Below are 23,923 nucleotides of genomic sequence, written 5' to 3'. Positions count from 1 at the left end.
TGAGGTAGTCCGGTTCGATGGACGACCTCACGCGCACCGACGACGTTACCGCCGAAGGCCCGCTCCTGTTTGCCCGCGTGCTCGACGGTCTGGGCGGCGGGCGACCGATAAGCTGGCACGAGCTGCAGGGTTGGCAGCCCGCCCGGCCCGGCGAAATGCTCTGGGTCCACCTCTATCGCAACGAGCCGGGCGTGCGCGACTGGCTGCAGAGCGAACTGCATATCCCCGAACCGACCGCCGAACTGCTGACCGGCGACATGTCCCGGCCGCGCGCCTTTCGCGACGGCGACGTGCTCGTCGCCACGCTGCGCGGGATCAACTTCAATCCCGGCGCCGAGCCGGAGGACATGGTGTCGATGCAGCTGTGGTGCGACGGCGAACGGCTGGTCACGCTGCGCCGCATTCCCCTGCAGACGCCGCGCGACACGCTGGCCGAGATCGATGCCGGCCACGGGCCCGGCGACGCCGGCGCGCTGGTCACTTCGCTCACCGAGCACATGGTTCATCGGATGAACGCGGCGATCGTCGACATGAACGACGAACTCACGCTCGTCGAGGAACTCGATTTCGACCAGGAAGACCAGGAGGCGCTGCTGCGCAAGATAACCCTCATCCGCCGCAACTGCCTCGCCTTGCAGCGGCACATGGGGCCCCAGCACGTGGCCCTGGAGGCGATCAGCCGCGATGCGCCCGACTGGTTCGAGGGCCACGACCGGCGCGAGATCGGCGAGACCATCGCCCTCCTGCGCCGCTATCTCGACGATATCGACGTGAGCAAGGAAAGCGCTGTGGTGCTGCTCGACGAACTGCGCGGCCGCGCGCTCGCCGCCGCCGAACGGACCAATTACCTGCTGACCATCGTCGCGGCGATCTTCCTGCCGCTGACCTTCCTCACCGGCTTGTTGGGGATCAACGTCGACGGGATGCCGGGGGCGGGAGAGGGACTCCACCCCTACGCCTTCTGGGCCGTGGTTGTGCTGTGCTTCGCGATCCTGGTGGCGATGCTGTGGCTGTTCCGCCGCTGGAAGTGGCTCTAGAGCTTCAGCTCGAACAGGAACTCCTCGTCGCGCTGGTTGCCGACCCAGAAATCGATGTCGGCCACCTTGGCGAAGCCATAGCGGGCATAGAACCGCTGCGCGCGCGTGTTGCCGCTCCACACCGATAGCTGCACGGCATCTGCGCCGAGGACCCGCGCCTGACCCAGCGCCCAGTCCATCAGCGCCGCACCGATGCCCTCTCCGGTGCGTCCGGGTGCGGTGTAGAGCTGGCTCAGCGCCAGCGGGTTGGCCGCCTCGGAGTGCTGCGCGAATTCGCTCGGCATGGCGACGATGCAATAGCCGGCGGGAGCGCCGTCGACTTCGGCGATCGCCGTGCGGTAGCCGGGTTTCGCAAGATGGGCGGCGAAAGCCTCGGGGGTCTTGTGCGCCTCGAGGAAGCTGCCCAGATCCTCGGGCGAATAGAGGTGGGCGAAGGCGGCGACGAAGCTCTCGCGGCCCATCGAGGCCAGCAACTCTGCGTCCTTGGGACCGGCGAGACGAATCCTCACAGCACACGCTCCATGCACAGCGAGAATTCGTCGCTGACATAGTCGCCGAACGCGGGACATTCGGCGAAACCGTGCTTCTCGTACAGACGCCGCGCCGGCACGAAGGGCGCGGGGCGGCCGGTCTCGAGCCCGAGCCAGGTCAGGTCGCGCGCCCGCGCCTCGGCCACCAGGTGCATGAGGATGGCTTCGCCCGCTCCCTTCCCGCGATAGGCCGGCGCGGCGCGCATCGACTTGAGTTCGCCGCGGCCCGCCCCGAGCTCCTTGAGCGCGCCGACTGCGGCGAGCCGGTTGGCGTCCCATGCGCTGAAGAACGTCACGTCCGTCTCGCGCAGGCGTTCGAGCGGCATGGCGTGGACCTTGCAGGCCGGCGACCAGCGTTGCATTTCCTCGAGGTGCAGACGCAGCAGGTCGGCGACGTCTTCTCCCGTGAGGTCGTCGGTAACAATGCGATAGGAGGTCGTCATGCCGATCCGCTGGGTTTCACGCTGCGGTCCATCCCCGCAATTCGCCGCGTGGGCAAGCCTGCGCTTGCTCGTCGCCGTACTGGCCATGGCGTTGGCCGCTCCGGCGGCGGCCCACGAACGCGGCTGGGCCCACGCCAGCGATGCCGGCGAGGGCATCCTCGCCCTCTGGGCGCTCGGCGTACCGCTGGCCGAAGGCGACGGCAGCGGGGCCCTGCAGGCCGCCGGGTCGATGGCCTCCGCCGAGGCGGCGGCGCAGGCGCTCAAGTACACCGTGCACGAGACGCGCCCCGACGGCAGCAACCGGCGCAGCTTCCCGTCCGGCCATGCCTCGCTGTCGTTTGCGGCGGCGACCAGCATTCTCGAGCGGCGCGGGCCCGAGGAAGGCATCCCGGCGCTGGCGCTGGCGAGCTTCGTCGGCCTGGCGCGGGTCGAGGCGAGGAAACACTACTGGTACGATGTCCTCGCCGGGGCCGCGATCGGCACGGCGGGCGGGCTGCTGATCACGCATCCGCTGGCGGACAAGCGGGTGGCCGTGGTCCCGTGGGGCGACAGCCATGGCGGCGGCGCGCTCGTGGCTGTGGCCTTCTAGGAGAACTTGTCCTTCTTGCGCTTGCCGAAGCGCAGGTCGGCCTCGAGCCGCTGGCGCAGGGCGGCGTAGAACGCGGCGAGAAATTCGCGCTCGTCGCCGTTGCCCGCGGTCCAGCCGAATTTGGCGCAGATCGTCTCGGTGACCTGGCGCAGCGCCTCGGGCCGGTCTTCGCGCAGGACCCTTTCGAGCACTTTGAGTTCGTGTTCCCCGTAGGCCGCGAGGGCCTCCTGGCCGAACCTGTACTGCTCGCGGTGGTCCTCGCCGACCGACATCGCGGCCTGGAGCCGGGGTCGCCGCGCCTCGATCACCCAGGTCCCGGCGACGAGGTCCCCGGCGCGCAGCGCGTCGCGGTTGAAGAACGGGAACAGGGCGAAGACCAGGAGCCAGGCCCCGGCCGCGTAGCCGGCAATCCCCGCCTCGCCGGTCAGGCTCGTGCCGATCCACACGAAGGGAATGAACAGCTCGGCATCGCGCATCAGGTTGCGGGCCAGCACGGCTTCGGCGGTCAGCCGGCCGTTGCCGCGGCCGATGTCGCGGGCGGCAACGCGGATGCCGAGCGCGCGCTTGCCCGGCGTCGCCCCGCGCGGACCGAGCTCGAATGCGGCGAAGTAGACGTAGCGCGCGAGAAAGCCGGCGAGGATCAGCACGACCATGAGAAATTCGGCGACCGGCGAGCTTTGGCCCGTGCCGACTCGATCGAGCCCGATACCGAGCGCAATCAGGCCCAGAACCACGACGCCGAAGGCGAACACGATCAAGGCAAGGTCCAGCGCCAGCGCCGCAGCCCGGGTGCCGCGGCCGGCCAGCGTCACCGGCATGGCGATGCCCTCGGGCGTCGTCATCGCGCGTATCCGGCGTGCCGGGGCGTTCATGCCCGCTGCCGTCCCGACAGGGTGAAATAGCCGGCCCACAGCGCCAGCATCGCCCCGCCGACGGCAAAGCGCGCCGGGGTCGGCTCGACCAGTTGGCGCACGAAGCCTTCGAGAAGGCCGGCGCAGATCAGCATGATGACGACCCCGGCCATGACCCGCGCCGAACGCTGTCCGGCATCCTGCACCGCGGCAAGCAGCGAGCGCTGCCCGGGAAAAGCCATCGCCCGGCCGACATGCAGCCCCGCCGCCCCCGCGAGCACGATGGCGCTGATTTCGGTCGTCCCGTGAACCGAGATCCACGCGGCGAAATCGGGCAGCAGCCCGACGCTGCCGAACAGCCACAGCATCGCCCCGAGCATCGCCATGTTGTGGACCAGCAGCAACAAAGTCGGCACGCCGAAGGCGAAACCGAGCGCGAAGGCCATGATCGCCACACCGGTGTTGTTGGAAAACAGATAAGTCGCCAGCACCGTCAGGCCGTGCGCCTTGTCGGTGCCCGCGAGCGTCTCGGCGAGCACTTCGCGCGTCGCTCCGGGCTGACGCGTTTCGCCGAAGCCGGCCGGGACGAGGGCGTAGTACCAGGCGTCGTCGCGGGCGACGAGCAGCCACCCGGCGAGCGTGCCGGCGAGCGAGACCGCCAGCGCGATGCAGATGTCGAGCCACAGCGCCCGTACCGCCCGCGCCCAGCCGCCGCCGAGGAAGCGCAGCATCCACCGCCCGAAGCCCTCGCGCGGGCCGTGGACCTGCAGCGCGGCCCGCCGCACCAGCCCCTCAAGATAGTCGAGCGTCGCGGCGTCGAGCGAGGTCTCGCGCGCCACCGCGAGGCTCGAGGCGGCCTGGCGGTAGAGCACCGGCAGATCGAGCAGGTCCGCGTCCGAGATGCGCCGCAACCGGTTTTTCTCGAGCCGGGCGACGACGTCCTCGAGCCGTCGCCAGTCGGTCTCGCGTTCGAGCCGGAAGCGGTCCGAGCGCAGCGCCGCGGCGGCCGCGTCGGGCGGCGGCGCGGGCGGCTTGCGGCGCAGGAAGGGGAGATTGAGGGTCAGCGCCATCAGCCGATCGCCTCGGCGCGCTTGGTCGCCAGGTAGCGGTCGATCAACTGGTACGTCAGCGCCTCCCAAGGCGCCTCGATGACGTCGACCCCGAGGTGGCGCAGCCGTTCGAGCACCAGCGCGCGCTGGCGGGCCAGGGCATCGGCCGCAACCGCCGCGGCGATATCGCCGACACTGCTCGGCGCGGCCGCGGCCAGCGCCGCCAGCTCGGCGTCTTCCATCGTCACGAACAGGACGAGGTGGCGGCGCACCAGTCGCTCGACGCTCTCGATCATCAGTTCGGCCGAGGTCGGGTCGGTGAAGTCGGAGACGATGACCACCAGCGAGCGCCGCTTGAGCGCGGTAGCCAGAGTGGTCAGCGCGAGGGTGAAGTTGGGCTCGCGCGCGGAATAGTCGAACCCGGCGGCGGCCTGCTGCAGTTGCGGGAAAGCGCGGGTGCCCTGCGCGAAGGGCGAGAGCCGGCCGGGCCGCTCGGCGAAGCCGAACAGCGCCACGCGGTCTCCGCCGTGCAATGCGACGAAAGCCGCGGTGAGCGCTGCAGACACGGCGCGGTCGAGGCGCGGCAAACCGTCGATCGGTTCGCTCATCGCTGCCCCGCAATCGAGCGCGAAGACGATCTGGTTGTTGCGCTCGGCCTCGTTCTCGCGGGCGAGCAGACCGGTGTGGCGCGCGCTGGCCTTCCAGTCGATCTGCCGCCGGTCCATCCCCCGCTGGAATTCGCTGAGCGCCTCGAACTGGGTACCTTCGCCGCGAATGCGCCGCGCGACCGTGCCGAACTGGGCGTCGCGCAAGTAGTGCTGGAGCACCGGAGAGCGGACCGGCGAAAGGTCGGGCCAGACACGAAGCTCTTCGCCGATCTCGCGCCGCTCCTGCCGCCGGGCGAGCCCGAGCGGGCCGCGCCAGGCGACCCACAGCGTGTCGATCGTGCCGGTTCCCCGCCGCTTCGGGGTCAGCGCGAAGCTGCCTCGCCAGACGCCGCGCGCTTCGTCGGGTTCAAGACGGCATTCGGCCGCGGCTTCCGCGCCGAGCCGGTAATCGAAGCCGAGTGCCGCGCGGGGGGCGGCGGCGCCAGCGCGGGGATCGATCTCGGCGAGCAGCGGCACTTCGGTCCGGTGGCCGATCTCGGCGTCGCGCGGCACGATCAGCCGCACATCGCGCAAGGGGCCGGCGAACCATCCGTCGAGCGTCACCAGCGCGAGCAGGGCGAGCCCGGCGATGGGCACCAGCGGCCATGCCGCGGGCGCGAAGGCGGCGACCACGAGCGCGGCCGGCGCGGCGAACACGATCAGCGCCAGGGTCCGGGCCGTCGGGGCGATCATCGTTCCTCCCAGGCACGGCGAGAGGGACCGCCCACGAAACGGAGGATCGAGGGGCCCCATCGGGCGTCGCTCCGCCGGCACTGTCGCGCCTGGCGCGCGGGTCCCTCCACCAGCCTGCGGCTGGTCGCCCTCCCCATCCCGGGGAGAAAGCTCACTTCGGTGCCTCGACCTGTTCGACCAGGGACGCAACGAGGTCCTCGATGCGGCGGCCCTCGATTTCGGCCGTGGGCGAGAGCAGCAGGCGGTGCCGCAAGGCGGCGGCGGCGAGGGCCTTGACGTCGTCGGGTAAAACGTAGTCGCGGCCCTGCAGCGCCGCTCGGGCGCGGGCGCCGCCGGCGAGCAGTACCGCGGCGCGCGGACTGGCCCCGCTTTCGAGATCGGGGCTTTCGCGCGTCGCCCGCACGAGCGCCACGGTGTAGTCGATCACCTCGGGCGCCAGCGTCACCGCCAGGACCGCCTGTTGCGCCGCGGCCAGCGTCGCCTTGTCGGCCACCGCGGCGATGCCGAAGTCGCCCGGCGCCTGGGGTCCGCTGCGCTCGCCGAAGCGGGCGACAATAGCCGCCTCTTCCTCGGCGCTTGGATAGCCGACCAGCAGCTTGAAGAGGAAGCGGTCGAGCTGCGCCTCGGGCAGCGGATAGACGCCCTGGTGCTCGATCGGGTTCTGCGTCGCGACGACCATGAATTCTTGCGGCAAGGGGTGGCTCTCGCCGTCGAGCGTCACGCGGCGTTCCTGCATCGCCTCGAGCAGCGCGGCCTGGGTCTTGGGGGGCGTGCGGTTGATCTCGTCGGCGAGGAGCAGCTCGCGGAAGATCGGCCCGCGGGTCAGCGTGAACTGGCTGGTCTGGAAGTTGAACAAGTTGGAGCCGAGGATGTCGCCCGGCAGCAGGTCGGGGGTGAATTGGATGCGGCCGAATTCCAGGCCTGTCGCGGCGGCGAAGCACTGCGCGAGGAAGGTCTTGGCCGTGCCCGGCGGCCCTTCGAGCAGGACATGGCCGCGCGCGATGAGCGCGATAAGCAGGTGCTCGACAGTCTCGTCCTGCCCGACGATGGCCTTGCCGACCTCGGCCCTGATGGCCTCTGCCAGCTGGCGAGTCTGGTCGAGTGCTGTGGTCATCTGCGGAGGGTCCTTTCAATCGTGTTGAGTGCCTGCGCGGCGCGCAGGAGGTCGGCCGGGCGGTGCGCCGCCTTGAGAACCTCGCTCGCCCGGTCAAAGCCGTCGCGGTCCTCGCCGCGGCGTTCGAGTGCACGGACGATGGCCAGGCGGCGGATTGCCGGCGGAGCGGTATCGCGCATGCCCAGCGCGCGGCCGATCCGGCGCGCGACCAGCGCGGCGTAGGGCGCGCCCACGAGCGCGAAGCGGCGTCCGCGCTCGATCAGCAGGGCCCCGTCGCGCGCGAGCTGCGCCTTGCCGCCGGCCAGCTCGCGGCCGCCCTGACGCGGCGGCCCGAAGCGCACGAAACTGCGCCAGCCGATCACCAGGGCGGCGAGCAACAGGGTCAGCGTGGCGGCGAGGAACGGCGGTTCGAAGGCCAGCGTAAGGAGGTTCTGCTGGCTGCCGAGGCCGGCCAGGGTCAGATCGAACACCACCGGCAGATCGTAACCGTCGATCGTCGCCTCCACGAGATCGACCGCGAGCCGCGCGCGGTCGGGATCGGCCATGCCGCTGTTGTTGAGCAGATCGGGGTCGGCAACGACCACCAGCGGCCAATAGTCCTCGGCCGGATCGCTTCCCTGCGTCGGAGCGGCATCGAGGGTGACGATAGGCCTGTCGCGCTGCCGTGCGCGTTCGAGCGCGGCGGGGTTGCGCGACGTCGCATCGGACCATTCGCGCAGCGCCCGATAATCTCCACCGTCCTCGCGATAAGCCGCGAGCACCCTGCCGTCGCTGCCGCGCACAAGCGCCGAAATTGCGGGCGCTTCGATCGTCTGGACCGCGCCCGGCGCCGGCATGGCACCGTTCGCACCGCGCGCCCGCCACTTCGGCTCCTTGCGCAGCTCGAGATCGAGCTCGGGCAGGCCGATCTTGCCGGCCCATGGGGGACTTTCCGGGTTGGACACGATGACCCAGCCGCGCGGCGCGTCCTTGGCCGCGGAGAAGCGCCGCGCATCGAATCCGAACCACTTGGGCATGATCAGCAGCGTCGGTCCCTGCAGGCGCCGCTTGGCGAGCAGCTCGGCGAGGCCTTTGGCTTCGATGAAGTGGGGCGGGGTCAGCACCAGCAGCCCGTCGGCGTCGAGCGTGCCGCGATTGCGCGACATCGATACGTCGTAGCCGCGGCGGTCGAGCAAGGCGTAGAGCGCGGCGTAGCCATTGAGCGCCTTGCTCGCCGCGTGGCCCGAACCGGTGGCGCGGTCGCCGCCGGTCCAGCCCGCTCCGAGCGCGTAGAGGAACAGCAGGAAGGTCGCCGCGCCAACCGCGACGACGGCGAGGACGACGCGCGGGTCGAACGGCGAGCCGGGCCGGCTCATGCGCCGCGGCCCAGCGCGAAATAGGCATAGGCCTCGCGCGCCGCCTGCCAGTCGCCGGCATCGAGCGGACGCAGCGCGAAGAGGCTGCGCTCGACCCGCTCGGCAATCGCGGCAAAGGCGGCGCGCGCGCCTTCCGAAAGCACCGGCAGCGCGGCGATGTCGCGGGCCGTGAACGAGGGCCGCATCGCATCGGGCCGCATTTCGGAAATGTGCCGGACCGAGCGCTGCAGCAAGAGGTGCGCCGCGTCGCCGTAGCGTCCTTCCGAAGCGAGCCGATCGGCATCCTCGAGCAGCCCGAGCGCCGCGCCGCGCTCGGGCGACCAGGTGCTATCCTCGCGCTCCGCCTCGCCGCGCTCTCGCTCGCGCGGCCACCACCGCCACGCCGCGAAGGCCAGCAAGGCGGCCAGAAGTGCGCCGCCGATCCAAGGCCATGCCGGGCCGGTCAGACCGATGGCGTGAAAAAACCCGGCCAGTGCGCGCGCCACCGGTGCGAACAGGTCGCCGAGCCAGTCGAGAAGATTTTCGAGCCATTGCGGTGTCGCTTCCGGTTCGGGCTCCTTGATCGGAGCGAACTGGATCGAGCTGTCGTGGCGCACGGCTGCCCAGTCGCGGAGGAAATCGCTGCCCGCGCCGCCCGCCGTATTATCCCCCCGACCCGTCGTCACCCTCGGGTGGTGGCATGGGCGCAGCGCGCGCGCAAGCTTGCCAGCGAGCGCGCCGGTGGGCAGGTGTGCCGCCATGACGCACACCGGCTGGAGTCTGGCGATCCACGGCGGCGCAGGCACGCTCGCGCGCACGACCATATCGGCGGCGGACGAGGCAGCGGTGCGCGCCGCCCTGGCTGCCGCGCGCGGCGCGGCCGCCGCTATTCTTGCCGCACACGGAACTGCGCTCGATGCGGTCGAGGCAGCGGTACGGGTCCTGGAAGACGATCCGCAGTTCAACGCCGGACGCGGTTCGACCGTCGCCTACGAAGGGCATTTCGAGCTCGACGCGGCGGTCATGGACGGCCGCAGCCGCGCCGCCGGGGCGGTCGCGGGGGTACGCACGATAAGGAACCCGGTCTCGTTGGCGCGCAAGGTCATGGAACAAGGGCCGCACGTCTTCCTCGCGGGGGCCGGCGCCGAGGAATTCGCCCGCTTGCACGGGATCGAGCCAGCGCCCGAGGGTTGGTTCGAAGCGGCGCGGCGGCGCCAGCAGTGGGAGGAATTCCGCGCGCGCAAGACCGGTTGGTTCGACGCCGACGTCAAATACGGCACCGTCGGCGCGGCGGCGCGCGACGTTCACGGCCATCTCGCGGCCGCCACCTCGACCGGCGGGCTGACCGGCAAGCGCTGGGGCCGGATCGGGGATTCGCCGGTGATCGGCGCCGGGACCTGGGCCGACGACCGGTGTTGCGCGGTTTCCGCGACCGGCGCGGGCGAGGTGTTCCTGCGCGCCGCCGCAGCGCACCTCGTGGCGATGCGCATGCGGTTGCTGGGAGAGGACGCGCAGACCGCAGCCGACGCGGCCTTGGCCGAGGTGGCGGCTCTCGGCGGCGACGGCGGATTGATCGTCGTCGCCGCCGACGGAACCACCGCCTTCGCCTTCAATACCGCTGGAATGTACCGCGCCCGCTGCGACAGCGCGGGGCTCGACGAAGTGGCGATTTTCGGCGGTGAATGAGCGTCAGCCGCGCTGCAGTGCCTGCGGATAAGTGCCGAGGATCCGCAGCTCCTTGCAGTGGAACGCCAGCTCGTCGAGCGCGCGATCGACCGCGGGATCGCCGGGCGCGCCGACGATATCGGCATAGAACATCGTCGCCGCGAAGCTCGCGCCCTTCTGGTAGCTCTCGAGCTTGGTCATATTGACCCCGTTGGTCGCGAAACCGCCCATGGCCTTGTACAGCGCCGCGGGGATGTTCTTCACTTCGAAGACAAAGGTCGTCATGGCCGCTGCGCCCCGCAGCGCGGCCGGATCGAGCGCCTCATTGGCAAGTATCACGAAGCGCGTCGTGTTGTCGTCGGCATCGGCGACGTCTTCCTCGATCACCTTGAGGTCGTAGAGGTCGGCGGCGATGCGCGGAGCGATGGCGCAGGCCCTGGTATCCCCCTGCTCCTTGACGAAGGCGGCGGCGCCGGCGGTGTCGGGGTAGGTCATCGGCACGATGCCGCGCTTGCGCAGCCAGAACCGCGTCTGGCCCAGCGCCTGCGGGTGCGAATAGGCCGCTTCGAACGGTCCTTCGCCGAGCGCCATCACGGCGTAGCGGATGGGCAGGAAATGCTCGCCGACAATGGCCAGGCCGCTTTCCGGCAGCAGGAAATGAATGTCGGCGACGCGCCCGTGTTGCGAATTCTCGATCGGGATGATTGCGCAGCCCGCCCGCTCGGATTTCACCGCCTCGATCGCGTCCTCGAAACTGAAGCACGGCAGCGGCAGGCAGCCGGGCGCCCATTCGAGCGCAGCCTTGTGCGAATTGGCCCCCGGCGCGCCCTGAAAGGCGATGGCCTGCGCCGGGTTCTCGGCGGCCGCGGCGGCCATCTGCTCGACCAGGGCGAGGGCGGGGAGGGGGAAGCTGTGCATGGTGCAAGGGCGCGTAACCGCGCGGGGGGCAGGGGACAAGCCGCTTATGCGCCAGTATCGGGCTTGCGAAGCGCGGCGCGCCCCACTAGAGCGGCGCGCGAAGTTCCCTAGGCAGACTTACCGCACCGATGACAGACCGTTTCAACACTATCGCAGGCTGGGTTCTTGCTTCCGGCATCGTCGCACTTGGCCTCAGCAGCGTCAGCTCGCACGTGTTCCGGGCCGATTCGCATGAAGGGCCGGAAGTAGCCGGCTATCCTGTCGAGGCGGCGGACGAAGGCGGCGGGGCGGACCAGGGGCCGGATCTCGGCACCCTGCTGGCCGCGGCCGACCCGGCGGCGGGCGAAAAGATCTTCGCCAAGTGCACCTCGTGCCACACGATCGAGCAGGGCGGCGCCAACGGCATCGGGCCGAACCTCTACGGCACGGTCGGCGAGCCGATCGGTCAGGGCAAGGCCGGTTACGCCTTCTCCAGCGCGCTGTCCGGCCATGGCGGCAACTGGACTTACGAAAACCTCGATGCCTGGCTCACCAGCCCGAAAGCCTTCGCGCCCGGAACCAAGATGAGCTTCGCCGGCCTCGGCAAGCCGGAAGACCGCGCCAACGTCATCGCTTACCTCAAGGCCAACGGCGGCGGTCCCGACTATCCCGCTCCGGCCGCAGCTCCGGCGGAAGGCGATGCCGCTGCCGCCGGCGAAGAAGCGATCACCGCGGATGTCGAAGGCAGCGCGGTCGAGCCGGTCGAGGCGGCCGACGCGACGGGCATGCAAAAGCCGGTGCCAGAGCAGGTCGGGGCGACCACGAACCCGTAAACTCGGCGCAGGGGCGCTAACCGCGCCCCTTGAACCCCTGCGCTACCACGTACCACTCCGACGAGCCCTTGCGGCTCGCCGGGGGTTTCGCGTGCTTGACGCTGCGAAAGTGCTGCTTGAGCTGCGCCAGGAGGTCGGCGTCGGTCCCGCCGGCCAGGACCTTGGCGACGAATGCGCCGCCTTCCTCCAGCGTCGCGATCGCGAAGTCGGCCGCGGTCTCGACCAGCCCCATGGTGCGCAAATGATCGGTCTGCTTGTGACCGACGGTGTTGGCGGCCATGTCCGACAGCACGAGGTCGGGCGCGCCGCCGAGCGCTTCGGACAGCGCTGCGGGCGCTTCGTCGGAAAGGAAGTCCATCAGCAGGATGGTCACCCCTTCGATAGGCTCGGTTTCGAGCAGGTCGATGCCCGCCACCTTCGCCTGCGGCGCGCGTTTGCGGACCACCTGGCTCCAGCCGCCGGGGGCAATGCCGAGATCGACCACCCGCTTCGCTCCCTTGACCAGCCCGAAACGGTCGTCGAGCTCGATCAGCTTGTAGGCCGCACGGCTGCGATAGCCCTCGGCTTTGGCCTGCTTGACGTAGGGATCGTTGAGTTGCCTCTCGAGCCAGCGGACCGAGGATGCGGTGCGCCCCCGGCCGGTCTTGACCCGGCGATCGGAGTCTTTGCCCGAGCGGCTCATGCTTCCCCCTGCCTTGCGCGCTTGAGTTCGGCGCGGGCCTGGCTGCCCTCGGCGTCGGCGGCCATGAGCGAGCGCAGGATGCCTTCGCGAATGCCGCGGTCGGCCACCCCGAGGCGCGGCGCCGGCCAGATGTCGAGGATCGTCTCGAGTATGGCGCAGCCCGCCACCACCAGATCGGCACGCTCGTTGCCGATGCACGGCAGACCGCGCCGCTGCGGCGGGGCCATCGACGAAAGCCGCGTGGCGATATCGCGCATCGAGTCCGACGGCACCACCAGCCCGTCGATCGCGTTGCGGTCGTATTGCGGCAGTTCGAGATGGACGCTGGCCAGGGTCGTGACCGTGCCGCTGGTGCCGAGCAGCCGCAGGTCGGGCGCGCGATGCCCTTCGATCCGCGCGGCGAACGCGGCGAAGCTTTCGGATACGATGCGGCGCATTTCGGCGTAGCGCGCGGCGCGCTCCTCGTCGTCGGCGTCCTCTTTTTCAGGCCCGACCGTCTCGGTCAGCGAGACGACGCCCCAAGGAACGCTCTGCCAGTCGATGATCCGCGGCACCGGGCCGCCGGGTTCGATCAGGACAAGTTCGGTCGAGCCGCCGCCGATGTCGAAGATCATCGCCGGGCCGATCCCGTCCTCGAGCAGGATGTGGCAGCCGAGCACCGCGAGCCGCGCCTCTTCCTGCGCGCTGATCACGTCGAGGAGGATACCCGTCTCGCGCTGTACGCGCTCGATGAAGCTGGCGCCGTTCGAGGCGCGGCGGCACGCCTCGGTGGCGACCGAGCGGGCGAGATGAACATTGCGGCGGCGCAGCTTTTCGGCGCAAATCTTGAGAGCCCCGACGGCGCGGTCCATGGCCGCATCCGACAGGCGGCCGGACTGCGCCAGCCCTTCGCCGAGCCGCACGACGCGGCTGAAGGCGTCGATGACGATGAAGTTTTCCGAGGTCGGGCGGGCGATCAGCAAGCGGCAATTGTTGGTGCCGAGGTCGATCGCGGCATAGGCCTGGCGATAATGATTGTGCGGCGGGCGCCGCCACCCTTCCGGCGGCTGCGTCGTGCCGTTTGCCTTCGATGCAGCCGAACGGAGCTGCTCGGGCGGTGAGTGATCCGCCATGGAAATCCAACTTCTCTGTCATTCGCGGCCCCGTGCGGGAACCGAACCTGCCAGCAGGCTAGCCGAGCGCGGCAGGCGGGGCAAGTTTGCCGCTCGGCGCGACTTGACGTGGCCCCGGCCCCTGCCTAAGTGCGCCCCCTCGTTGCCCCGTCGTCTAACGGCAAGACTACGGACTCTGACTCCGTCAATCGTGGTTCGAATCCACGCGGGGCATCCAGGTTTGCGCTGAAAAATCGTTCCTTGGCGAGCTCTTAGAGAGCGGCTGCGCGCCCACCGTGCTGCCAAATGATGTTCAGCAAATGAACGCGGCGAAGCGGCCCTCGGGCGAGGAAATATCTTCTCCTATGGAATGATCGCCCGGCCGTCCTCGCCGATCTCGACAAGGCCCATGCGGTTGCCAGCCGGATCGCGGAACAGGCCGAGGATGACCACCCCGGGAACTTCGAAGCGCGGAGCCTCGACCGTGCCGCCGTTGGCGGTCACCCGGGCAAGCGCGACGGTCACGTCGGGCACGCCGAAATAGAGCATGCTTTCGTTCGTGCCCTCGGTGCGCAGATTGCCCTCGAGTTGCCCGGCGGTCGCGACCGACACCGCGCCGTCCGCGGCAACCTTCCAGCCGAACACCTCGGCATAGAATGCCTGCACCGCCGCGCCATCGGGCCCGGCGATGTCGAAGAACACGATCGGTGCTGGCATGCCTGTCTCCTGTGCTGCCCGGGGGCGCCAGGAGCCATGCGCCCCGTCCAGTCCCCGATCCTTCATGCACGGAAATCCTACATACATGCAAATGGCCGAATCGAGGCCGTTGTCGAATGGTCCGCTTCGCACGGTCCTGAAAGCGCAAACCGAGGCCGAAAGCAGGCCAGCCGCAGACATTCCTGACGTACACGGTAAGGGCGTTTAGCCGCCGTGGGCCACCGAAAGTCTGAACACCGCCCATAGGAGGCCCAAGGCGGCGGCAGCGACCATCGCCCATGCGAAGTCGGGCTGGAATAGCAGAAGAGTGCCGATCGAGCCGCCGAACATCCGCGGGATGACAATCAGCAGGAAAGCGGCGAGCACGATCATGGCAAAGAGCGAAGCCATAGACTAAACAGACCGGCAGCGCCGGACTTGGCCCTGATCTTGTCGCGGGCGAACCAGGCCCAGCCGATGCTCGCCAGGAAGAAGACCGGCAACAGGAGTACCATCAGGTACGTCGCCTTTGACCAGATACGCGAGCCTTCACCGTGGTATGGCACGCCCAACGCCTTTGCGGTGATACCTTTGCGCAGTTGCAGGTTTTCGCCGAAGCCAATCCCGCCGTTAGCGTTGACCAGCACGACTGCTGCTTGTGCTTTATCGGGCAGCAGTGTGGCGAGTGTCTCCGTCCCCGGGACGAGGCCGTCGTGATATGCAGTTCCGGTCGCAGAGTCGACGAACCATCCCAGACCGTAGAACGGCGACGCCTCGCTTGCCGGCTTCAACATCATCGCCTTGCCGGCTACGCTGATAAGGTCGTCTTGACCGTTGATCATCATGGCGAGGTAGAGGGCAAGGTCGCGAGCGCTAGAAAACACGCCTCCCGCGGGCGCGTTCGCGGGTTCCGTCCCGCCTCGTTGATAGGCGCGCTTTCCGCCAAACCACGGACGGTGTCCGACGGCGACGCCTCGCGGCGTGCCGCCGTCAGCAACGAAGCTGTCGCTCATCCCGAGCGGGATCAAGATGTTGACTTGGACGTACGTGGCGTAATCCTGGCCGCTCACTGCCTCGATCAAAGCGCCCAGGATCTGGTAATTCGCGTTGGAATACTCCCATCGCTCGCCCGCCGAATAGGCCGGTTTCCAGCGGGCCAGGCGAGCGACGTGCTTCGCAAGCGTGCTGTCCCCATGCCGGCTATTGCCTTGCACCGTCGAATATCCGCTCGTGTGGCTGAGCAACTGGCGAACGGTTATCTGGCCCTGCGGACGCCCCCGAAAGACGTCGAGATAGTCTGCCACCCCGGTATCCAGGTCTACCTGTCCGGCTTCGACCAACTGCATGATTGCAAGCGCGGTAAAGCTCTTGGAGATCGAACCGATGTGGAAGGGGGTGTCGGGCGTGACTATCCGATCGCCTCCCGCCAGCACCGTGCCTCGCGCGCCGGTGCGGATCTTGCCGTTGTCGACAACGGCATACGCGACCCCCGGAGCTCCGGATGCGGGCAGCTCCCGATCGACAAACGCATCGATCGGCGTGTCTGCATCGCGGGCCAGCAGGCCGGACGTCCACAGGAGCGCAAGCAACGCCATCGCATACCGCACGAGAAATCCCCCTCTCGTCTACGATTACCAGAATGCCTGTCGTCATCAAAATGAGGCGTTTGCGCTGGCCGCTCGCAGCGTGGAAAAACAATTCCCGCTTCGGACAGTTGTCGGAAAATAACGGGAGGCCCGATGCGCGCCGATGGGGTGCAATCGTTGCAATAGCGGCCGCGCGGCGGTACCGCGGACGCCATTCGCCGGCGCGCCGGACCGATTTCGACCGCAAGTGCGGCAAACTCGTGGGATAACTACTTTGCACCGAGGTGAAATAGCATCCGCCTAACTCGATTATCTGCACCGTTCATTTCAGGGCTTGGCGGATGAGCGCAAGTCCAGCTTCGGCCGGAGCCGACCGATCGCAGTTCAAGCCGACGGTGTTCTTTGGCGCGATTGCGCTCATCGCCGTCCTGATCGTTGCCGCCGTCGCCGATCCCGAACTCGCCGCCGCGCGCTTCGGCGCAGTGCAAGCGGTCGCGACGCACACCTTCGGCTGGGTGCTGGTGCTGACCGTCAACGTCCTGTTGCTCGGCTGCGTGATGCTGGCCTTCGGGCGAACCGGGCACATCCGGCTCGGCGGCGAGGCGGCGCGCCCCGAATATTCGCGCGCCACATGGTTCGCGATGCTGTTCAGTGCCGGCATGGGCATCGGCCTGATGTTCTACGGCGTCGCCGAGCCGGTGATGCATTTCTCCAACCCGCCGGTAAGCGCCTTTTCCACTCCCGACGCGGCACTGCCCCGCGGCCTTGCCGGCAACGCCCAGCACGCCATGGGCCTGGTGTTCCTGCATTGGGGGCTGCATGCTTGGGGAATCTACGCGATGATCGGCCTCGCGCTTGCCTACGTGGCGTTCAACCGCGGGCTGACCCTGAGCATCGGCGCCTTCCTGCGCACCGCCTACCCGAAAATTCCCACCTGGCTGGTCGACGCCATCGACGTGCTGGCGATCGTCGCCACCGTCTGCGGCGTCGCCGCCTCGCTCGGCTTCGGCGCAAATCAGGTCAACGCCGGATTGAGCTTGCTGACGGGGGTGCCCCAGAACGGTGTCAGCCACGCCATCATCATCGCCGTGATCACGTCGCTGGCGACAATCTCGGTCGCGCTCGGGCTCGATGTCGGCATCAAGCGATTGTCGGAATTCAACATGGGTCTGGCGGTGCTGCTGACGCTCGCCATCCTGGTGCTTGGCCCCACCGTGTTCCTGTTCGACGCCTTCGTGCAGAACATCGGCTATTACCTGCAACGCTTCATCTACCTTTCGACCTGGACCGAGACCTACAACGTCGGCGAATGGCAGAGCAGCTGGACGCTGTTCTACTGGGCCTGGTGGATAAGCTGGTCGCCTTTCGTCGGCATCTTCATCGCCCGCATCTCGTATGGGCGCACGGTGCGCGAATTCCTCGGCGGGGTTCTGCTGGTGCCGGTGCTGTTCACCTTCGCCTGGATGACGATCTTCGGCGACAGCGCATTGTACATCGAACTGTTCGGGCAAGGCGGGTTATCGGAGGCGGTCGGCCGTTCGATGCCCGACGCGCTTTTCGCCTTCTTCGCGCACTATCCGTGGGCGAGCGGGCTTTCGGCGCTGTCGATCGTCATCGTCACGACGTTCTTCGTTACCTCGGCGGACTCTGGCGCGCTGGTCACCGCGATGATCGCTTCTGGGGGACACCACCACGCCGGTTTCCTGCCGCGGGTGACCTGGGCGGTCGCCATGGGGCTGCTTGCCGGAGCCCTGCTCTGGGCCGGCGGGCTGACCGCGCTGCAGACCGCGGCGATCGTCACCGGCCTGCCCTTTGCGCTGGTGCTGCTGGCGATGGCCTGGGGGCTTGTGCGAATGTTGCGGGAAGAGTGCGCGAAAGCGCGCTGATCCGGCGGGTGGGCGCCGGTTTAAGGGTAGCGCGGCAACTGACGGTTGCGGCGCTTTTGCACTGCGCCTAACCGACGGCCCATGACAGAAGATGAAAAGCGCGAACGCGCTCTCAAGGCCCGCAAGTTCTACCGTGCGGAGCAGGAAGCCGGGTTTGCCGATGCCAGCCCGGTTCACACCCCGCAAACGAGCCATCCGGCCTATCGCCTCGCTTTCCGCGACACCGATTTCCTGCTTCGCGAGGAATTGCGCCCGGTGCGCTTTCAGCTCGAGTTGCTCAAACCCGAGATGCTGCTGGAGGAAGCCGGCGTCGGCTCTACCCTGGTGATGTATGGCTCGGCTCGCATTCCCCCGCCCGAGGCAGTCGAGACGGCGCTCGCCGGAGCGAAGGATCTGCCCGAAGATGAGCGCAAGATCGTCGAGAGTCTGGCCGCCAAGGCAAAGTACTACCGCGAAGCCTACGACCTCGCGCGGCTGGTCAGCGAGAAGTCGATCATCGAGGACGGGCAGCGCCAGTTCGTCGTCTGTTCGGGCGGCGGCCCCTCGATCATGGAAGCGGCCAACAAGGGGGCGAGCGACGCCGGGGCGGAAAGCATCGGGCTCAACATCGTCCTCCCGCACGAGCAGGCGCCCAATCCCTATGTCACGCCCTACCTCAGCTTCCAGTTCCATTACTTCGCGCTGCGCAAGATGCACTTCCTCATCCGCGCCCGCGCGGTGGCCGTGTTTCCCGGCGGCTTCGGAACGCTGGACGAGTTCCTCGAGCTGCTGACACTGATCCAGACCGGCAAGATGAAGCCCATCCCGGTCCTGCTGTTCGGGAAGGATTTCTGGAGCCGGGTGATAAACTTCGACGCCTTGTGCGAGGAAGGCACGGTGTCACGCAAGGACCTCGACCTGTTCCGCTGGTGCGAGACGGCCGAGGAGGCCTGGGGCCACATTTCCGCCTTCTATGGCATCAACGCCCCGGACCGGCCCGAGTTCTAGGTCGCCCAACCGGGCCGCACCGCCTGGTGGCCCATCGGGCCGCTTCCGCCGCCGAACCCGGGCGCGGCATCGAGCGCGGCGCGGACGAAGGCCCGGGCACCCTCGATCGCCTCTTCCAGCGTGCTGCCCTGGGCGAGCAGCGTAGCGATGGCGCTCGACAGCGTGCAGCCGGTGCCATGGGTGTGAGGTGTGTCGATCCGCGGGGCGGTCCACATGCGGTCGGGCCGCCCGGGCCGGACCAGCAAATCGGTGACCTCGGGACCGTCGGCATCGCCGCCTTTGGCTAGAAACGCGATGTCCGCGTCTTCGAGCGCCGCACGGCCCCCCAGCGCCGCCAGTTCGGGCACGTTGGGCGTGGTCAGCGTGGCGATCTCCATCAGCCAGCCGAACACCGCGATGGTGGCCGCGTCGGCCAGCGCGTGGCCGCTGGTCGCGACCATGACGGGATCGAACACGATCGGCTTGCCGAGATCCTCGAGCCGGTCGGCGACGACTTCGGCAATGTCGGCCGAACCGAGCATGCCGATCTTGACCGCATCGGCGCCGATGTCGCCGAGGCAGGCGTCGATCTGCGCGGCAACGAGCTGCGGCGACAACGTTTCGACCGCCTGCAGCCCGCGGGTGTTCTGCGCGGTGACGGCGGTGATCGCGGTCATCGCGTAGCCGCCGAGCATGGTTATCGTCTTGATGTCGGCCTGAATTCCGGCGCCGCCCGAGCTGTCCGAGCCGGCGATGACGAGGACGCGCGGCGGCCTGCTCATCCCTTGAACCGGCGCACCGTTCCGGGCGGGTTGCTTGCGTGGTGCCGCACCGCGCGAGTCGGCCGGTCGACCAGTTCGCCTCCGCAGTTGGGGCAGATGTCGTCCATCGCCTCGGCGCACGTTGCGCAGAAGGTGCACTCGAGACTGCAGATGAAGGCGCCGGCGCTTTCGGCCGGCAGAGCGGCGCCGCAACGTTCGCAATCGGGGCGCATTTCGAGCGCCACTACGCGGCGGCCTTCGTCACCGCGTCGCAGATCGCATCGACCACTCGCTCGACTTCACCCGCATCGTCTCCTTCGGCCATCACGCGGATCTTCGGCTCGGTGCCCGACTTGCGAATCACCAGGCGTCCGCGGCCGTCGAGCGCGCGTTCGCCCTCGGCGATCGCGGCCTTGACGTCGGCGTGGGCCAGCGGATCGCCGTCGGCGTAGACCACGTTCTTGAGCAATTGCGGGACCGGGTCGAACAGGTGCAGCAACTCGCTCGCCTTCTTGTCCGACCGAACGAGCGCCGCCAGCACTTGCAGCGCGGCGATCGTGCCGTCGCCGGTGGTCGCGTGGTCGAGCAGGATCATGTGCCCAGATTGCTCGCCGCCCAGGTTGTAACCGCCCGCGCGCATCGCTTCGAGCACGTAACGGTCGCCGACCGCCGTCCGCACGAGCGGAAGCCCCAGTTTTTCGAGGTACCTTTCGAGCCCGAGGTTGCTCATCACCGTGGCGACTACGCCGCCGCCCTTGAGCTTGCCCGCTGCGGCAAGCTCGGTGGCGATGAGCGCCATAAGTTGGTCGCCGTCGACCGTCTCCCCCTTCTCGTCGACCACGATCAGCCGGTCCGCGTCCCCGTCGAGCGCGAGACCGATGTCCGCCTGCTCCTCGATCACTTTGGCCTTCACCGCATCGAGTGCGGTCGAGCCGACGTTGTCGTTGATATTGGTGCCGTTGGGTTCGACCCCGACGGCGAAGATCTTGGCGCCGAGTTCCCAGATAGCGGTTGGCGCGACCTGGTACGCGGCGCCATTGGCGCAATCGATCACCACCTTGAGCCCGTCGAACCGGGCGTCCTGGCCGATCGAGCCTTTCACCGCGTGGATATAGCGCCCACGGGAATCCTCGATCCGCCGCGCTCGGCCGATGTCGCCTCCGGTGGCCAGCGGCATTTTGGACGCGATGAGCGCCTCGATCGCTTCCTCGTCCTCGTCGGAGAGCTTGAGCCCGTCGGGTCCGAACAGCTTGATGCCGTTGTCCGGAAAGGCGTTGTGGCTGGCGGAGATCATCACCCCCAGGTCGGCGCGCATCTCCCGCGTCAGCATGGCGATCGCGGGCGTGGGCAGCGGGCCGGTCAGGATTACGTCCATCCCCACGCTGGTGAACCCGGCGACCATCGCGGTCTCCATCATGTAGCCCGACAGGCGCGTGTCCTTGCCGATGATCACCCGGTGCTTGTGATCGCCGCGCAGGAAGTGGCACCCGGCCGCCTGACCTACTTTCATCGCCAGTTCGGGTGTCAGGACAGCGGCGTTGGCGCGTCCGCGGATTCCGTCCGTGCCGAAGTACTTACGTGCCATGGAGGCCCCTCGAAACAGTTTTCCTTGTCGCTGCACGCGCAATGGCGCGTTGCAGCCGCGTTGTCACCAGTGCATGGCATACCGGTCCGAAACCCGGCGCGCCTCTCGCGCGTTGGGCACGTGAAGCCCCGCAAGAAACAGGAAGGACGGACCGAAATGGCATTCGCACTCATCGACCTGCCGTATAGCAGTGACGCGCTCGCTCCGGCGATCAGCGCCGAGACGCTCAGCTACCATCACGGCAAGCACCACAAGGCCTATATCGACAAGACCAACGCCGCGATCGAAGGCGGCGAGCTCGACGGCAAGCCGCTCGAGGCGGTCATCGCCGCCGCCCGCGGTTCGAACCAGGGCCTGTTCAACAACGCCGCGCAGAGCTGGAACCACGGTTTCTACTGGCATTCGTTGACCGGCTCTTCCGCCGCGCCCTCAGGGGACCTCGCCGGCAAGATCGACAGCGCCTTCGGCAGTCTCGACGATCTCAAGAGCAAGCTGGCGGAGCGCGGCGCGGGCCACTTCGCCAGCGGCTGGGTCTGGCTCGCCGAGAAGGGCGGAAACCTGTCGATCGAGGAAACCCACGATGGCGACACGCTGGCCGACAGCGGCTTCAATCCGCTTCTGACCATCGACGTGTGGGAGCACGCCTATTACCTCGATCACCAGAACGCCCGGCCGAGCTATCTCAAGGCGGTGATCGACAATCACCTCAACTGGGACTTCGCGGCCGAGAACCTGGCCCGCGGATCGGCCTGGACCTACCCGGCCTAGGTCCCGACGGATGCGCGATCGAAGGGCCCGCCCCGCCATGCGGCAGGGCGGGCCCTTTCGTTTGTCAGGGGGTATCCGCAGTCACGTCGTCGTCGACCCCGAGGTCGAGCGGGTTGGTCGTAAACAGCGGTTCGCCGAAGATGAAGCCGATCAGGTTGGGCTTGCCGAGGTGATCGATCAGCGCCGTCACCGCGAGGAGGATCGGCACCGACAGCAGCGCCCCGGTCACGCCCCAGATCCACGTGAAATAGCTCAGCGCGATGAGGATCATCACCGGGCTCATGGTGAAGCGCGCGCCAAGGATCGCGGGGGTGACGACGTTGGATTCGATCGCGTGGAGGCCGAGATAGGCGAGGGCCGGGAGGATGCCGAGGAACGGCGAGGCCGAGCTGCCGAGACCGAACAAGGCGAGCAGGGCGACCATCGTCAGCGGTCCGATGTAGGGCAGGAAGTTGAGCAGCATGGCCAGCCCGCCCCACATGAACGGCGCATCGACCCCCATCGCCCAGGCGCCGAGGGTGACGATCACACCGACGCCGAGGTTGATCAGGCCGACCGTCAGAATATAGGCGGCGACGCGGTCCTGCACGTCGCGGATCACTCGCGCCGCCTTGACGCTGGATCCGAAGTGCTGGCGGTCGAGAAGCAGCCGGCGGCGCATGCGCACGCGGCCCTCGATCATGAAGAACGACATCAGGAAGGTCAGCAGGATTTCGAGCACCACCGTGGGCGTGGCGAAGGCGACCTGTTCGAGCATTGTCGGAGTCTTGAGCACGACCTCGCGGCCTTCCTCGCGCCCGGTCAGCTCGAGGACTTGCCGGTTAAGCGAGGAAACCCAGGCGAAGTTGTGCTGTAGATGCCGGAAGTGTTCGCCGATGCGGCCGAGCAAGGCAGGCATCTCGTCGAACATACCGACCGCGGGGCGGAATACCGCGGTCAGCGCAAGTATCAGCACCGCCAGGAACACGATCAGCGACAGCAGGCTGGCGAGCAGGTTGGGCAGACCGGCCTGCGCCAGCCGATCCGCCAGCGGCGAAAGCACGATGGTGAGGATGATCGCCGTAACCACCGGCAGAAAGACCACCGCCCCGATCGACAGCACGAACGGCAGGGCGAGGAACAGGCCCAGTGCAAGCAGCAGCACGAGCGAGGAGATCAACCGCAGTTCCTGCGCTGCGAACGTCAGAGCGCGGCGCCGCGGCGGCTGGGCCGGCTGCGGTTCGGGCGGGATGCTATCGCTCATGGCGCGCTGGGCTTTCGAAATGCGGGCCTGCAGGGGCGCGGACTGTGCCGCGCGCGGTCCGGCCGATCAAGCCGGTATGCACAAGGCTTCAGCGCGTGGCGACGGCCTGACCGTTGCCGGCGGCCACATCTTCCAGTTCCTCCAGGATCGCCCGGTGGGCGGAGGGATCGTCGAGCGAGCGGTCGGGAATGTTGCCCTCCTCGATCATCGCCGTCAGCGCAGCGCGGGCCCGGCCGACCCGGCTCTTGATCGTTCCGACTGCGCAACCGCAGATGCTCGCCGCCTCTTCGTAGGAAAAGCCGCCGGCGCCGACCAGCAGCAAGGCTTCGCGCCGTTCGGGGGGCAGCGTCAACAAGGCGCGGTGCATGTCGGACAGGTGGATCGGTTCCTCCTGCCCGGCAGGGGCGGTGAGGATTCGTTCGGCCACGGTCTCGTCATACTCGCCGCGAAAACGGTTGCGACGCATGTCGGTGAGGTAGGCATTGCGCAGGATGACGAAAGTCCAGGCGCGCATCGAGGTGCCTGGTTCGAAACGCTCCTGCGCAGCCCATGCCTTGAGCAGAGCCTCCTGCACCAGGTCGTCGGCCATGTCGGGCCGGCCGCAAAGCCCGCGGGCAAACGCGCGCAGGTGCGGGACGACTTCGGTAAGTTCTCGCTTGAAGGCGCGCCGTTCATCCGCGCTGCGTTCAGGCAGTTCCCTGTCCGGGCTGCTTTTCGCCATTCAGTCCTCGGAATCCAGCTTCGACAGCAAATCCCGAAACGAGTCCGGCAAGGGTTCGTCGACGACCGAATCGTAAAGCTTCTTGAGCCCCTTGGTCCAATCCGACTCGCCGGGCGCGGCCTTGCCCTTGCCGGGCGGCGCCGCGCGCTTATCCTGAGTTCTACCAGCCATGAATTGCAAGTTTGCCCGTCCCTAAGAATGATCTGCGAGAGCTACCGATACCTGTTGCATGCATGCATCTTTGTAGCATCTTGCG

At 68.2% G+C, this 23,923-nt stretch carries 27 protein-coding genes and 1 tRNA gene; 8 read left to right on the top strand and 20 right to left on the bottom strand.

Going from position 1 to position 23,923, the window contains the following annotated elements:
* Positions 1–17 precede the first annotated feature (17 nt).
* Complete coding sequence (locus Q7I88_RS01395) at positions 18–1,037, top strand: zinc transporter ZntB (RefSeq protein ID WP_305097255.1); 1,020 nt, start codon at positions 18–20, stop codon at positions 1,035–1,037.
* On the opposite strand, the gene Q7I88_RS01390 is transcribed toward Q7I88_RS01395, so the two are convergent.
* Positions 1,034–1,546 (bottom strand): GNAT family N-acetyltransferase, encoded by a 513-nt coding sequence (locus Q7I88_RS01390; RefSeq protein WP_305097254.1) that lies wholly within the window; start codon positions 1,544–1,546, stop codon positions 1,034–1,036. The two genes, Q7I88_RS01395 and Q7I88_RS01390, sit on opposite strands and share 4 nt — an antisense overlap.
* Entirely contained in the window at positions 1,543–2,010 is a 468-nt protein-coding gene (locus Q7I88_RS01385) for a GNAT family N-acetyltransferase (protein ID WP_305097253.1), read from the bottom strand. Before Q7I88_RS01385 ends, Q7I88_RS01390 begins: the two co-directional genes overlap by 4 nt.
* On the opposite strand from Q7I88_RS01385, the gene Q7I88_RS01380 reads away from it, so the two are divergent.
* Positions 2,009–2,599, top strand: a complete 591-nt coding sequence (locus Q7I88_RS01380) for a phosphatase PAP2 family protein (RefSeq protein WP_305097252.1) — start codon at positions 2,009–2,011, stop codon at positions 2,597–2,599. The genes Q7I88_RS01385 and Q7I88_RS01380 overlap by 2 nt on opposite strands.
* Here Q7I88_RS01380 and Q7I88_RS01375 read toward each other — a convergent pair.
* The 6 genes from Q7I88_RS01375 to Q7I88_RS01350 all read right to left on the bottom strand — a co-directional run bounded on the left by Q7I88_RS01375 (position 2,596) and on the right by Q7I88_RS01350 (position 9,048).
* Positions 2,596–3,441, bottom strand: a complete 846-nt coding sequence (locus Q7I88_RS01375; RefSeq protein ID WP_305097251.1) for an RDD family protein — start codon at positions 3,439–3,441, stop codon at positions 2,596–2,598. The two genes, Q7I88_RS01380 and Q7I88_RS01375, sit on opposite strands and share 4 nt — an antisense overlap.
* A gap of 26 nt (positions 3,442–3,467) precedes the next feature.
* Positions 3,468–4,520, bottom strand: a complete 1,053-nt coding sequence (locus Q7I88_RS01370) for a stage II sporulation protein M (protein ID WP_305097250.1) — start codon at positions 4,518–4,520, stop codon at positions 3,468–3,470.
* Entirely contained in the window at positions 4,520–5,839 is a 1,320-nt protein-coding gene (locus Q7I88_RS01365; protein WP_305097249.1) for a DUF58 domain-containing protein, read from the bottom strand. Before Q7I88_RS01365 ends, Q7I88_RS01370 begins: the two co-directional genes overlap by 1 nt.
* Positions 5,840–5,990: 151 nt before the next feature.
* The gene (locus Q7I88_RS01360) at positions 5,991–6,953 is read right to left on the bottom strand and encodes an AAA family ATPase (RefSeq protein ID WP_305097248.1); all 963 of its coding nucleotides are present in this window, start codon (positions 6,951–6,953) and stop codon (positions 5,991–5,993) included.
* On the bottom strand, positions 6,950–8,308 hold the full coding sequence (locus Q7I88_RS01355) for a DUF4350 domain-containing protein (RefSeq protein ID WP_305097247.1): 1,359 nt from the start codon (positions 8,306–8,308) through the stop codon (positions 6,950–6,952). The genes Q7I88_RS01360 and Q7I88_RS01355 overlap by 4 nt, the downstream gene beginning before the upstream one ends.
* Positions 8,305–9,048, bottom strand: a complete 744-nt coding sequence (locus Q7I88_RS01350; RefSeq protein WP_305097246.1) for a hypothetical protein — start codon at positions 9,046–9,048, stop codon at positions 8,305–8,307. Before Q7I88_RS01350 ends, Q7I88_RS01355 begins: the two co-directional genes overlap by 4 nt.
* Here Q7I88_RS01350 and Q7I88_RS01345 point away from each other — a divergent pair.
* Positions 9,047–9,973, top strand: a complete 927-nt coding sequence (locus tag Q7I88_RS01345; protein ID WP_305097245.1) for an isoaspartyl peptidase/L-asparaginase family protein — start codon at positions 9,047–9,049, stop codon at positions 9,971–9,973. The two genes, Q7I88_RS01350 and Q7I88_RS01345, sit on opposite strands and share 2 nt — an antisense overlap.
* Positions 9,974–9,976: 3 nt before the next feature.
* On the opposite strand, the gene Q7I88_RS01340 is transcribed toward Q7I88_RS01345, so the two are convergent.
* Positions 9,977–10,870: a prephenate dehydratase gene (locus tag Q7I88_RS01340; protein ID WP_305097244.1), complete on the bottom strand. Its 894-nt coding sequence runs from the start codon at positions 10,868–10,870 to the stop codon at positions 9,977–9,979.
* A 128-nt stretch (positions 10,871–10,998) separates the two neighbouring features.
* On the opposite strand from Q7I88_RS01340, the gene Q7I88_RS01335 reads away from it, so the two are divergent.
* On the top strand, positions 10,999–11,682 hold the full coding sequence (locus Q7I88_RS01335) for a c-type cytochrome (protein ID WP_305097243.1): 684 nt from the start codon (positions 10,999–11,001) through the stop codon (positions 11,680–11,682).
* A gap of 16 nt (positions 11,683–11,698) precedes the next feature.
* On the opposite strand, the gene Q7I88_RS01330 is transcribed toward Q7I88_RS01335, so the two are convergent.
* Both Q7I88_RS01330 and Q7I88_RS01325 read right to left on the bottom strand, forming a co-directional pair.
* On the bottom strand, positions 11,699–12,364 hold the full coding sequence (locus Q7I88_RS01330; protein WP_305097242.1) for an RlmE family RNA methyltransferase: 666 nt from the start codon (positions 12,362–12,364) through the stop codon (positions 11,699–11,701).
* Entirely contained in the window at positions 12,361–13,476 is a 1,116-nt protein-coding gene (locus Q7I88_RS01325; protein WP_305097241.1) for a Ppx/GppA phosphatase family protein, read from the bottom strand. Before Q7I88_RS01325 ends, Q7I88_RS01330 begins: the two co-directional genes overlap by 4 nt.
* Positions 13,477–13,619: 143 nt before the next feature.
* Here Q7I88_RS01325 and Q7I88_RS01320 point away from each other — a divergent pair.
* Positions 13,620–13,693: transfer RNA gene (locus tag Q7I88_RS01320), tRNA-Gln, on the top strand.
* 125 nt (positions 13,694–13,818) lie between these two features.
* Here the strand turns inward: Q7I88_RS01320 and Q7I88_RS01315 are convergent.
* From Q7I88_RS01315 to Q7I88_RS01305, 3 genes are all read right to left on the bottom strand, one after another.
* Positions 13,819–14,172, bottom strand: a complete 354-nt coding sequence (locus Q7I88_RS01315; protein WP_305097240.1) for a VOC family protein — start codon at positions 14,170–14,172, stop codon at positions 13,819–13,821.
* A 204-nt stretch (positions 14,173–14,376) separates the two neighbouring features.
* A complete protein-coding gene (locus tag Q7I88_RS01310) occupies positions 14,377–14,544 on the bottom strand; it encodes a hypothetical protein (protein WP_305097239.1) in 168 nt (55 codons plus the stop codon).
* The gene (locus tag Q7I88_RS01305) at positions 14,541–15,746 is read right to left on the bottom strand and encodes a serine hydrolase domain-containing protein (protein ID WP_305097238.1); all 1,206 of its coding nucleotides are present in this window, start codon (positions 15,744–15,746) and stop codon (positions 14,541–14,543) included. The genes Q7I88_RS01310 and Q7I88_RS01305 overlap by 4 nt, the downstream gene beginning before the upstream one ends.
* Before the next feature lie 332 nt (positions 15,747–16,078).
* Here Q7I88_RS01305 and Q7I88_RS01300 point away from each other — a divergent pair, with 332 nt between their 5' ends.
* Together Q7I88_RS01300 and Q7I88_RS01295 are read left to right on the top strand one after the other, a co-directional pair.
* Positions 16,079–17,623, top strand: coding sequence for a BCCT family transporter (locus tag Q7I88_RS01300; protein WP_305097237.1), 1,545 nt, complete (start codon positions 16,079–16,081; stop codon positions 17,621–17,623).
* An 81-nt stretch (positions 17,624–17,704) separates the two neighbouring features.
* Positions 17,705–18,610 (top strand): LOG family protein, encoded by a 906-nt coding sequence (locus Q7I88_RS01295; protein ID WP_305097236.1) that lies wholly within the window; start codon positions 17,705–17,707, stop codon positions 18,608–18,610.
* On the opposite strand, the gene thiD is transcribed toward Q7I88_RS01295, so the two are convergent.
* Genes thiD through glmM form a run of 3 tightly spaced genes read right to left on the bottom strand, consistent with a single transcriptional unit; the run spans position 18,607 to position 20,935 of the window.
* Positions 18,607–19,371 (bottom strand): bifunctional hydroxymethylpyrimidine kinase/phosphomethylpyrimidine kinase, encoded by a 765-nt coding sequence (gene thiD / locus Q7I88_RS01290; RefSeq protein WP_305097235.1) that lies wholly within the window; start codon positions 19,369–19,371, stop codon positions 18,607–18,609. The two genes, Q7I88_RS01295 and thiD, sit on opposite strands and share 4 nt — an antisense overlap.
* Positions 19,368–19,583 (bottom strand): DUF1272 domain-containing protein, encoded by a 216-nt coding sequence (locus Q7I88_RS01285; protein WP_305098639.1) that lies wholly within the window; start codon positions 19,581–19,583, stop codon positions 19,368–19,370. Before Q7I88_RS01285 ends, thiD begins: the two co-directional genes overlap by 4 nt.
* Before the next feature lie 11 nt (positions 19,584–19,594).
* Positions 19,595–20,935, bottom strand: a complete 1,341-nt coding sequence (glmM, locus tag Q7I88_RS01280; RefSeq protein WP_305097234.1) for a phosphoglucosamine mutase — start codon at positions 20,933–20,935, stop codon at positions 19,595–19,597.
* A 156-nt stretch (positions 20,936–21,091) separates the two neighbouring features.
* On the opposite strand from glmM, the gene Q7I88_RS01275 reads away from it, so the two are divergent.
* The gene (locus Q7I88_RS01275; protein ID WP_305097233.1) at positions 21,092–21,703 is read left to right on the top strand and encodes a superoxide dismutase; all 612 of its coding nucleotides are present in this window, start codon (positions 21,092–21,094) and stop codon (positions 21,701–21,703) included.
* Between the two features lie 64 nt (positions 21,704–21,767).
* Here the strand turns inward: Q7I88_RS01275 and Q7I88_RS01270 are convergent, their stop codons facing one another.
* The 3 genes from Q7I88_RS01270 to Q7I88_RS01260 form a co-directional block, all read right to left on the bottom strand.
* Entirely contained in the window at positions 21,768–22,946 is a 1,179-nt protein-coding gene (locus Q7I88_RS01270; RefSeq protein ID WP_305097232.1) for an AI-2E family transporter, read from the bottom strand.
* Between the two features lie 88 nt (positions 22,947–23,034).
* Positions 23,035–23,667: a sigma-70 family RNA polymerase sigma factor gene (locus Q7I88_RS01265; protein ID WP_305097231.1), complete on the bottom strand. Its 633-nt coding sequence runs from the start codon at positions 23,665–23,667 to the stop codon at positions 23,035–23,037.
* Positions 23,668–23,838, bottom strand: coding sequence for a NepR family anti-sigma factor (locus tag Q7I88_RS01260; RefSeq protein ID WP_305097230.1), 171 nt, complete (start codon positions 23,836–23,838; stop codon positions 23,668–23,670).
* Between the last annotated feature and the right edge of the window lie 85 nt (positions 23,839–23,923).

Source organism: Croceibacterium aestuarii (genome assembly GCF_030657335.1).
Lineage (GTDB): Bacteria > Pseudomonadota > Alphaproteobacteria > Sphingomonadales > Sphingomonadaceae > Croceibacterium_B > Croceibacterium_B aestuarii.
The sequence above is the reverse complement of the archived record's forward strand: the minus strand, read 5'-3'. Positions and strand labels throughout refer to the sequence as shown.

What these genes read in the sequence shown, in the direction of transcription:
- Q7I88_RS01395 (WP_305097255.1), top strand. Translation starts at nt 18, where the DNA reads ATGGACGACCTCACGCGCACCGACGACGTTACCGCCGAAGGCCCGCTC.
- Q7I88_RS01380 (WP_305097252.1), top strand. Translation starts at nt 2,009, where the DNA reads ATGCCGATCCGCTGGGTTTCACGCTGCGGTCCATCCCCGCAATTCGCC.
- Q7I88_RS01385 (WP_305097253.1), bottom strand. Translation starts at nt 2,010, where the DNA reads ATGACGACCTCCTATCGCATTGTTACCGACGACCTCACGGGAGAAGAC.
- Q7I88_RS01375 (WP_305097251.1), bottom strand. Translation starts at nt 3,441, where the DNA reads ATGACGACGCCCGAGGGCATCGCCATGCCGGTGACGCTGGCCGGCCGC.
- Q7I88_RS01370 (WP_305097250.1), bottom strand. Translation starts at nt 4,520, where the DNA reads ATGGCGCTGACCCTCAATCTCCCCTTCCTGCGCCGCAAGCCGCCCGCG.
- Q7I88_RS01365 (WP_305097249.1), bottom strand. Translation starts at nt 5,839, where the DNA reads ATGATCGCCCCGACGGCCCGGACCCTGGCGCTGATCGTGTTCGCCGCG.
- Q7I88_RS01360 (WP_305097248.1), bottom strand. Translation starts at nt 6,953, where the DNA reads ATGACCACAGCACTCGACCAGACTCGCCAGCTGGCAGAGGCCATCAGG.
- Q7I88_RS01355 (WP_305097247.1), bottom strand. Translation starts at nt 8,308, where the DNA reads ATGAGCCGGCCCGGCTCGCCGTTCGACCCGCGCGTCGTCCTCGCCGTC.
- Q7I88_RS01345 (WP_305097245.1), top strand. Translation starts at nt 9,047, where the DNA reads ATGACGCACACCGGCTGGAGTCTGGCGATCCACGGCGGCGCAGGCACG.
- Q7I88_RS01350 (WP_305097246.1), bottom strand. Translation starts at nt 9,048, where the DNA reads ATGGCGGCACACCTGCCCACCGGCGCGCTCGCTGGCAAGCTTGCGCGC.
- Q7I88_RS01340 (WP_305097244.1), bottom strand. Translation starts at nt 10,870, where the DNA reads ATGCACAGCTTCCCCCTCCCCGCCCTCGCCCTGGTCGAGCAGATGGCC.
- Q7I88_RS01335 (WP_305097243.1), top strand. Translation starts at nt 10,999, where the DNA reads ATGACAGACCGTTTCAACACTATCGCAGGCTGGGTTCTTGCTTCCGGC.
- Q7I88_RS01330 (WP_305097242.1), bottom strand. Translation starts at nt 12,364, where the DNA reads ATGAGCCGCTCGGGCAAAGACTCCGATCGCCGGGTCAAGACCGGCCGG.
- Q7I88_RS01325 (WP_305097241.1), bottom strand. Translation starts at nt 13,476, where the DNA reads ATGGCGGATCACTCACCGCCCGAGCAGCTCCGTTCGGCTGCATCGAAG.
- Q7I88_RS01315 (WP_305097240.1), bottom strand. Translation starts at nt 14,172, where the DNA reads ATGCCAGCACCGATCGTGTTCTTCGACATCGCCGGGCCCGATGGCGCG.
- Q7I88_RS01310 (WP_305097239.1), bottom strand. Translation starts at nt 14,544, where the DNA reads ATGATCGTGCTCGCCGCTTTCCTGCTGATTGTCATCCCGCGGATGTTC.
- Q7I88_RS01305 (WP_305097238.1), bottom strand. Translation starts at nt 15,746, where the DNA reads ATGGCGTTGCTTGCGCTCCTGTGGACGTCCGGCCTGCTGGCCCGCGAT.
- Q7I88_RS01300 (WP_305097237.1), top strand. Translation starts at nt 16,079, where the DNA reads ATGAGCGCAAGTCCAGCTTCGGCCGGAGCCGACCGATCGCAGTTCAAG.
- Q7I88_RS01295 (WP_305097236.1), top strand. Translation starts at nt 17,705, where the DNA reads ATGACAGAAGATGAAAAGCGCGAACGCGCTCTCAAGGCCCGCAAGTTC.
- thiD (WP_305097235.1), bottom strand. Translation starts at nt 19,371, where the DNA reads ATGAGCAGGCCGCCGCGCGTCCTCGTCATCGCCGGCTCGGACAGCTCG.
- Q7I88_RS01285 (WP_305098639.1), bottom strand. Translation starts at nt 19,583, where the DNA reads ATGCGCCCCGATTGCGAACGTTGCGGCGCCGCTCTGCCGGCCGAAAGC.
- glmM (WP_305097234.1), bottom strand. Translation starts at nt 20,935, where the DNA reads ATGGCACGTAAGTACTTCGGCACGGACGGAATCCGCGGACGCGCCAAC.
- Q7I88_RS01275 (WP_305097233.1), top strand. Translation starts at nt 21,092, where the DNA reads ATGGCATTCGCACTCATCGACCTGCCGTATAGCAGTGACGCGCTCGCT.
- Q7I88_RS01270 (WP_305097232.1), bottom strand. Translation starts at nt 22,946, where the DNA reads ATGAGCGATAGCATCCCGCCCGAACCGCAGCCGGCCCAGCCGCCGCGG.
- Q7I88_RS01265 (WP_305097231.1), bottom strand. Translation starts at nt 23,667, where the DNA reads ATGGCGAAAAGCAGCCCGGACAGGGAACTGCCTGAACGCAGCGCGGAT.
- Q7I88_RS01260 (WP_305097230.1), bottom strand. Translation starts at nt 23,838, where the DNA reads ATGGCTGGTAGAACTCAGGATAAGCGCGCGGCGCCGCCCGGCAAGGGC.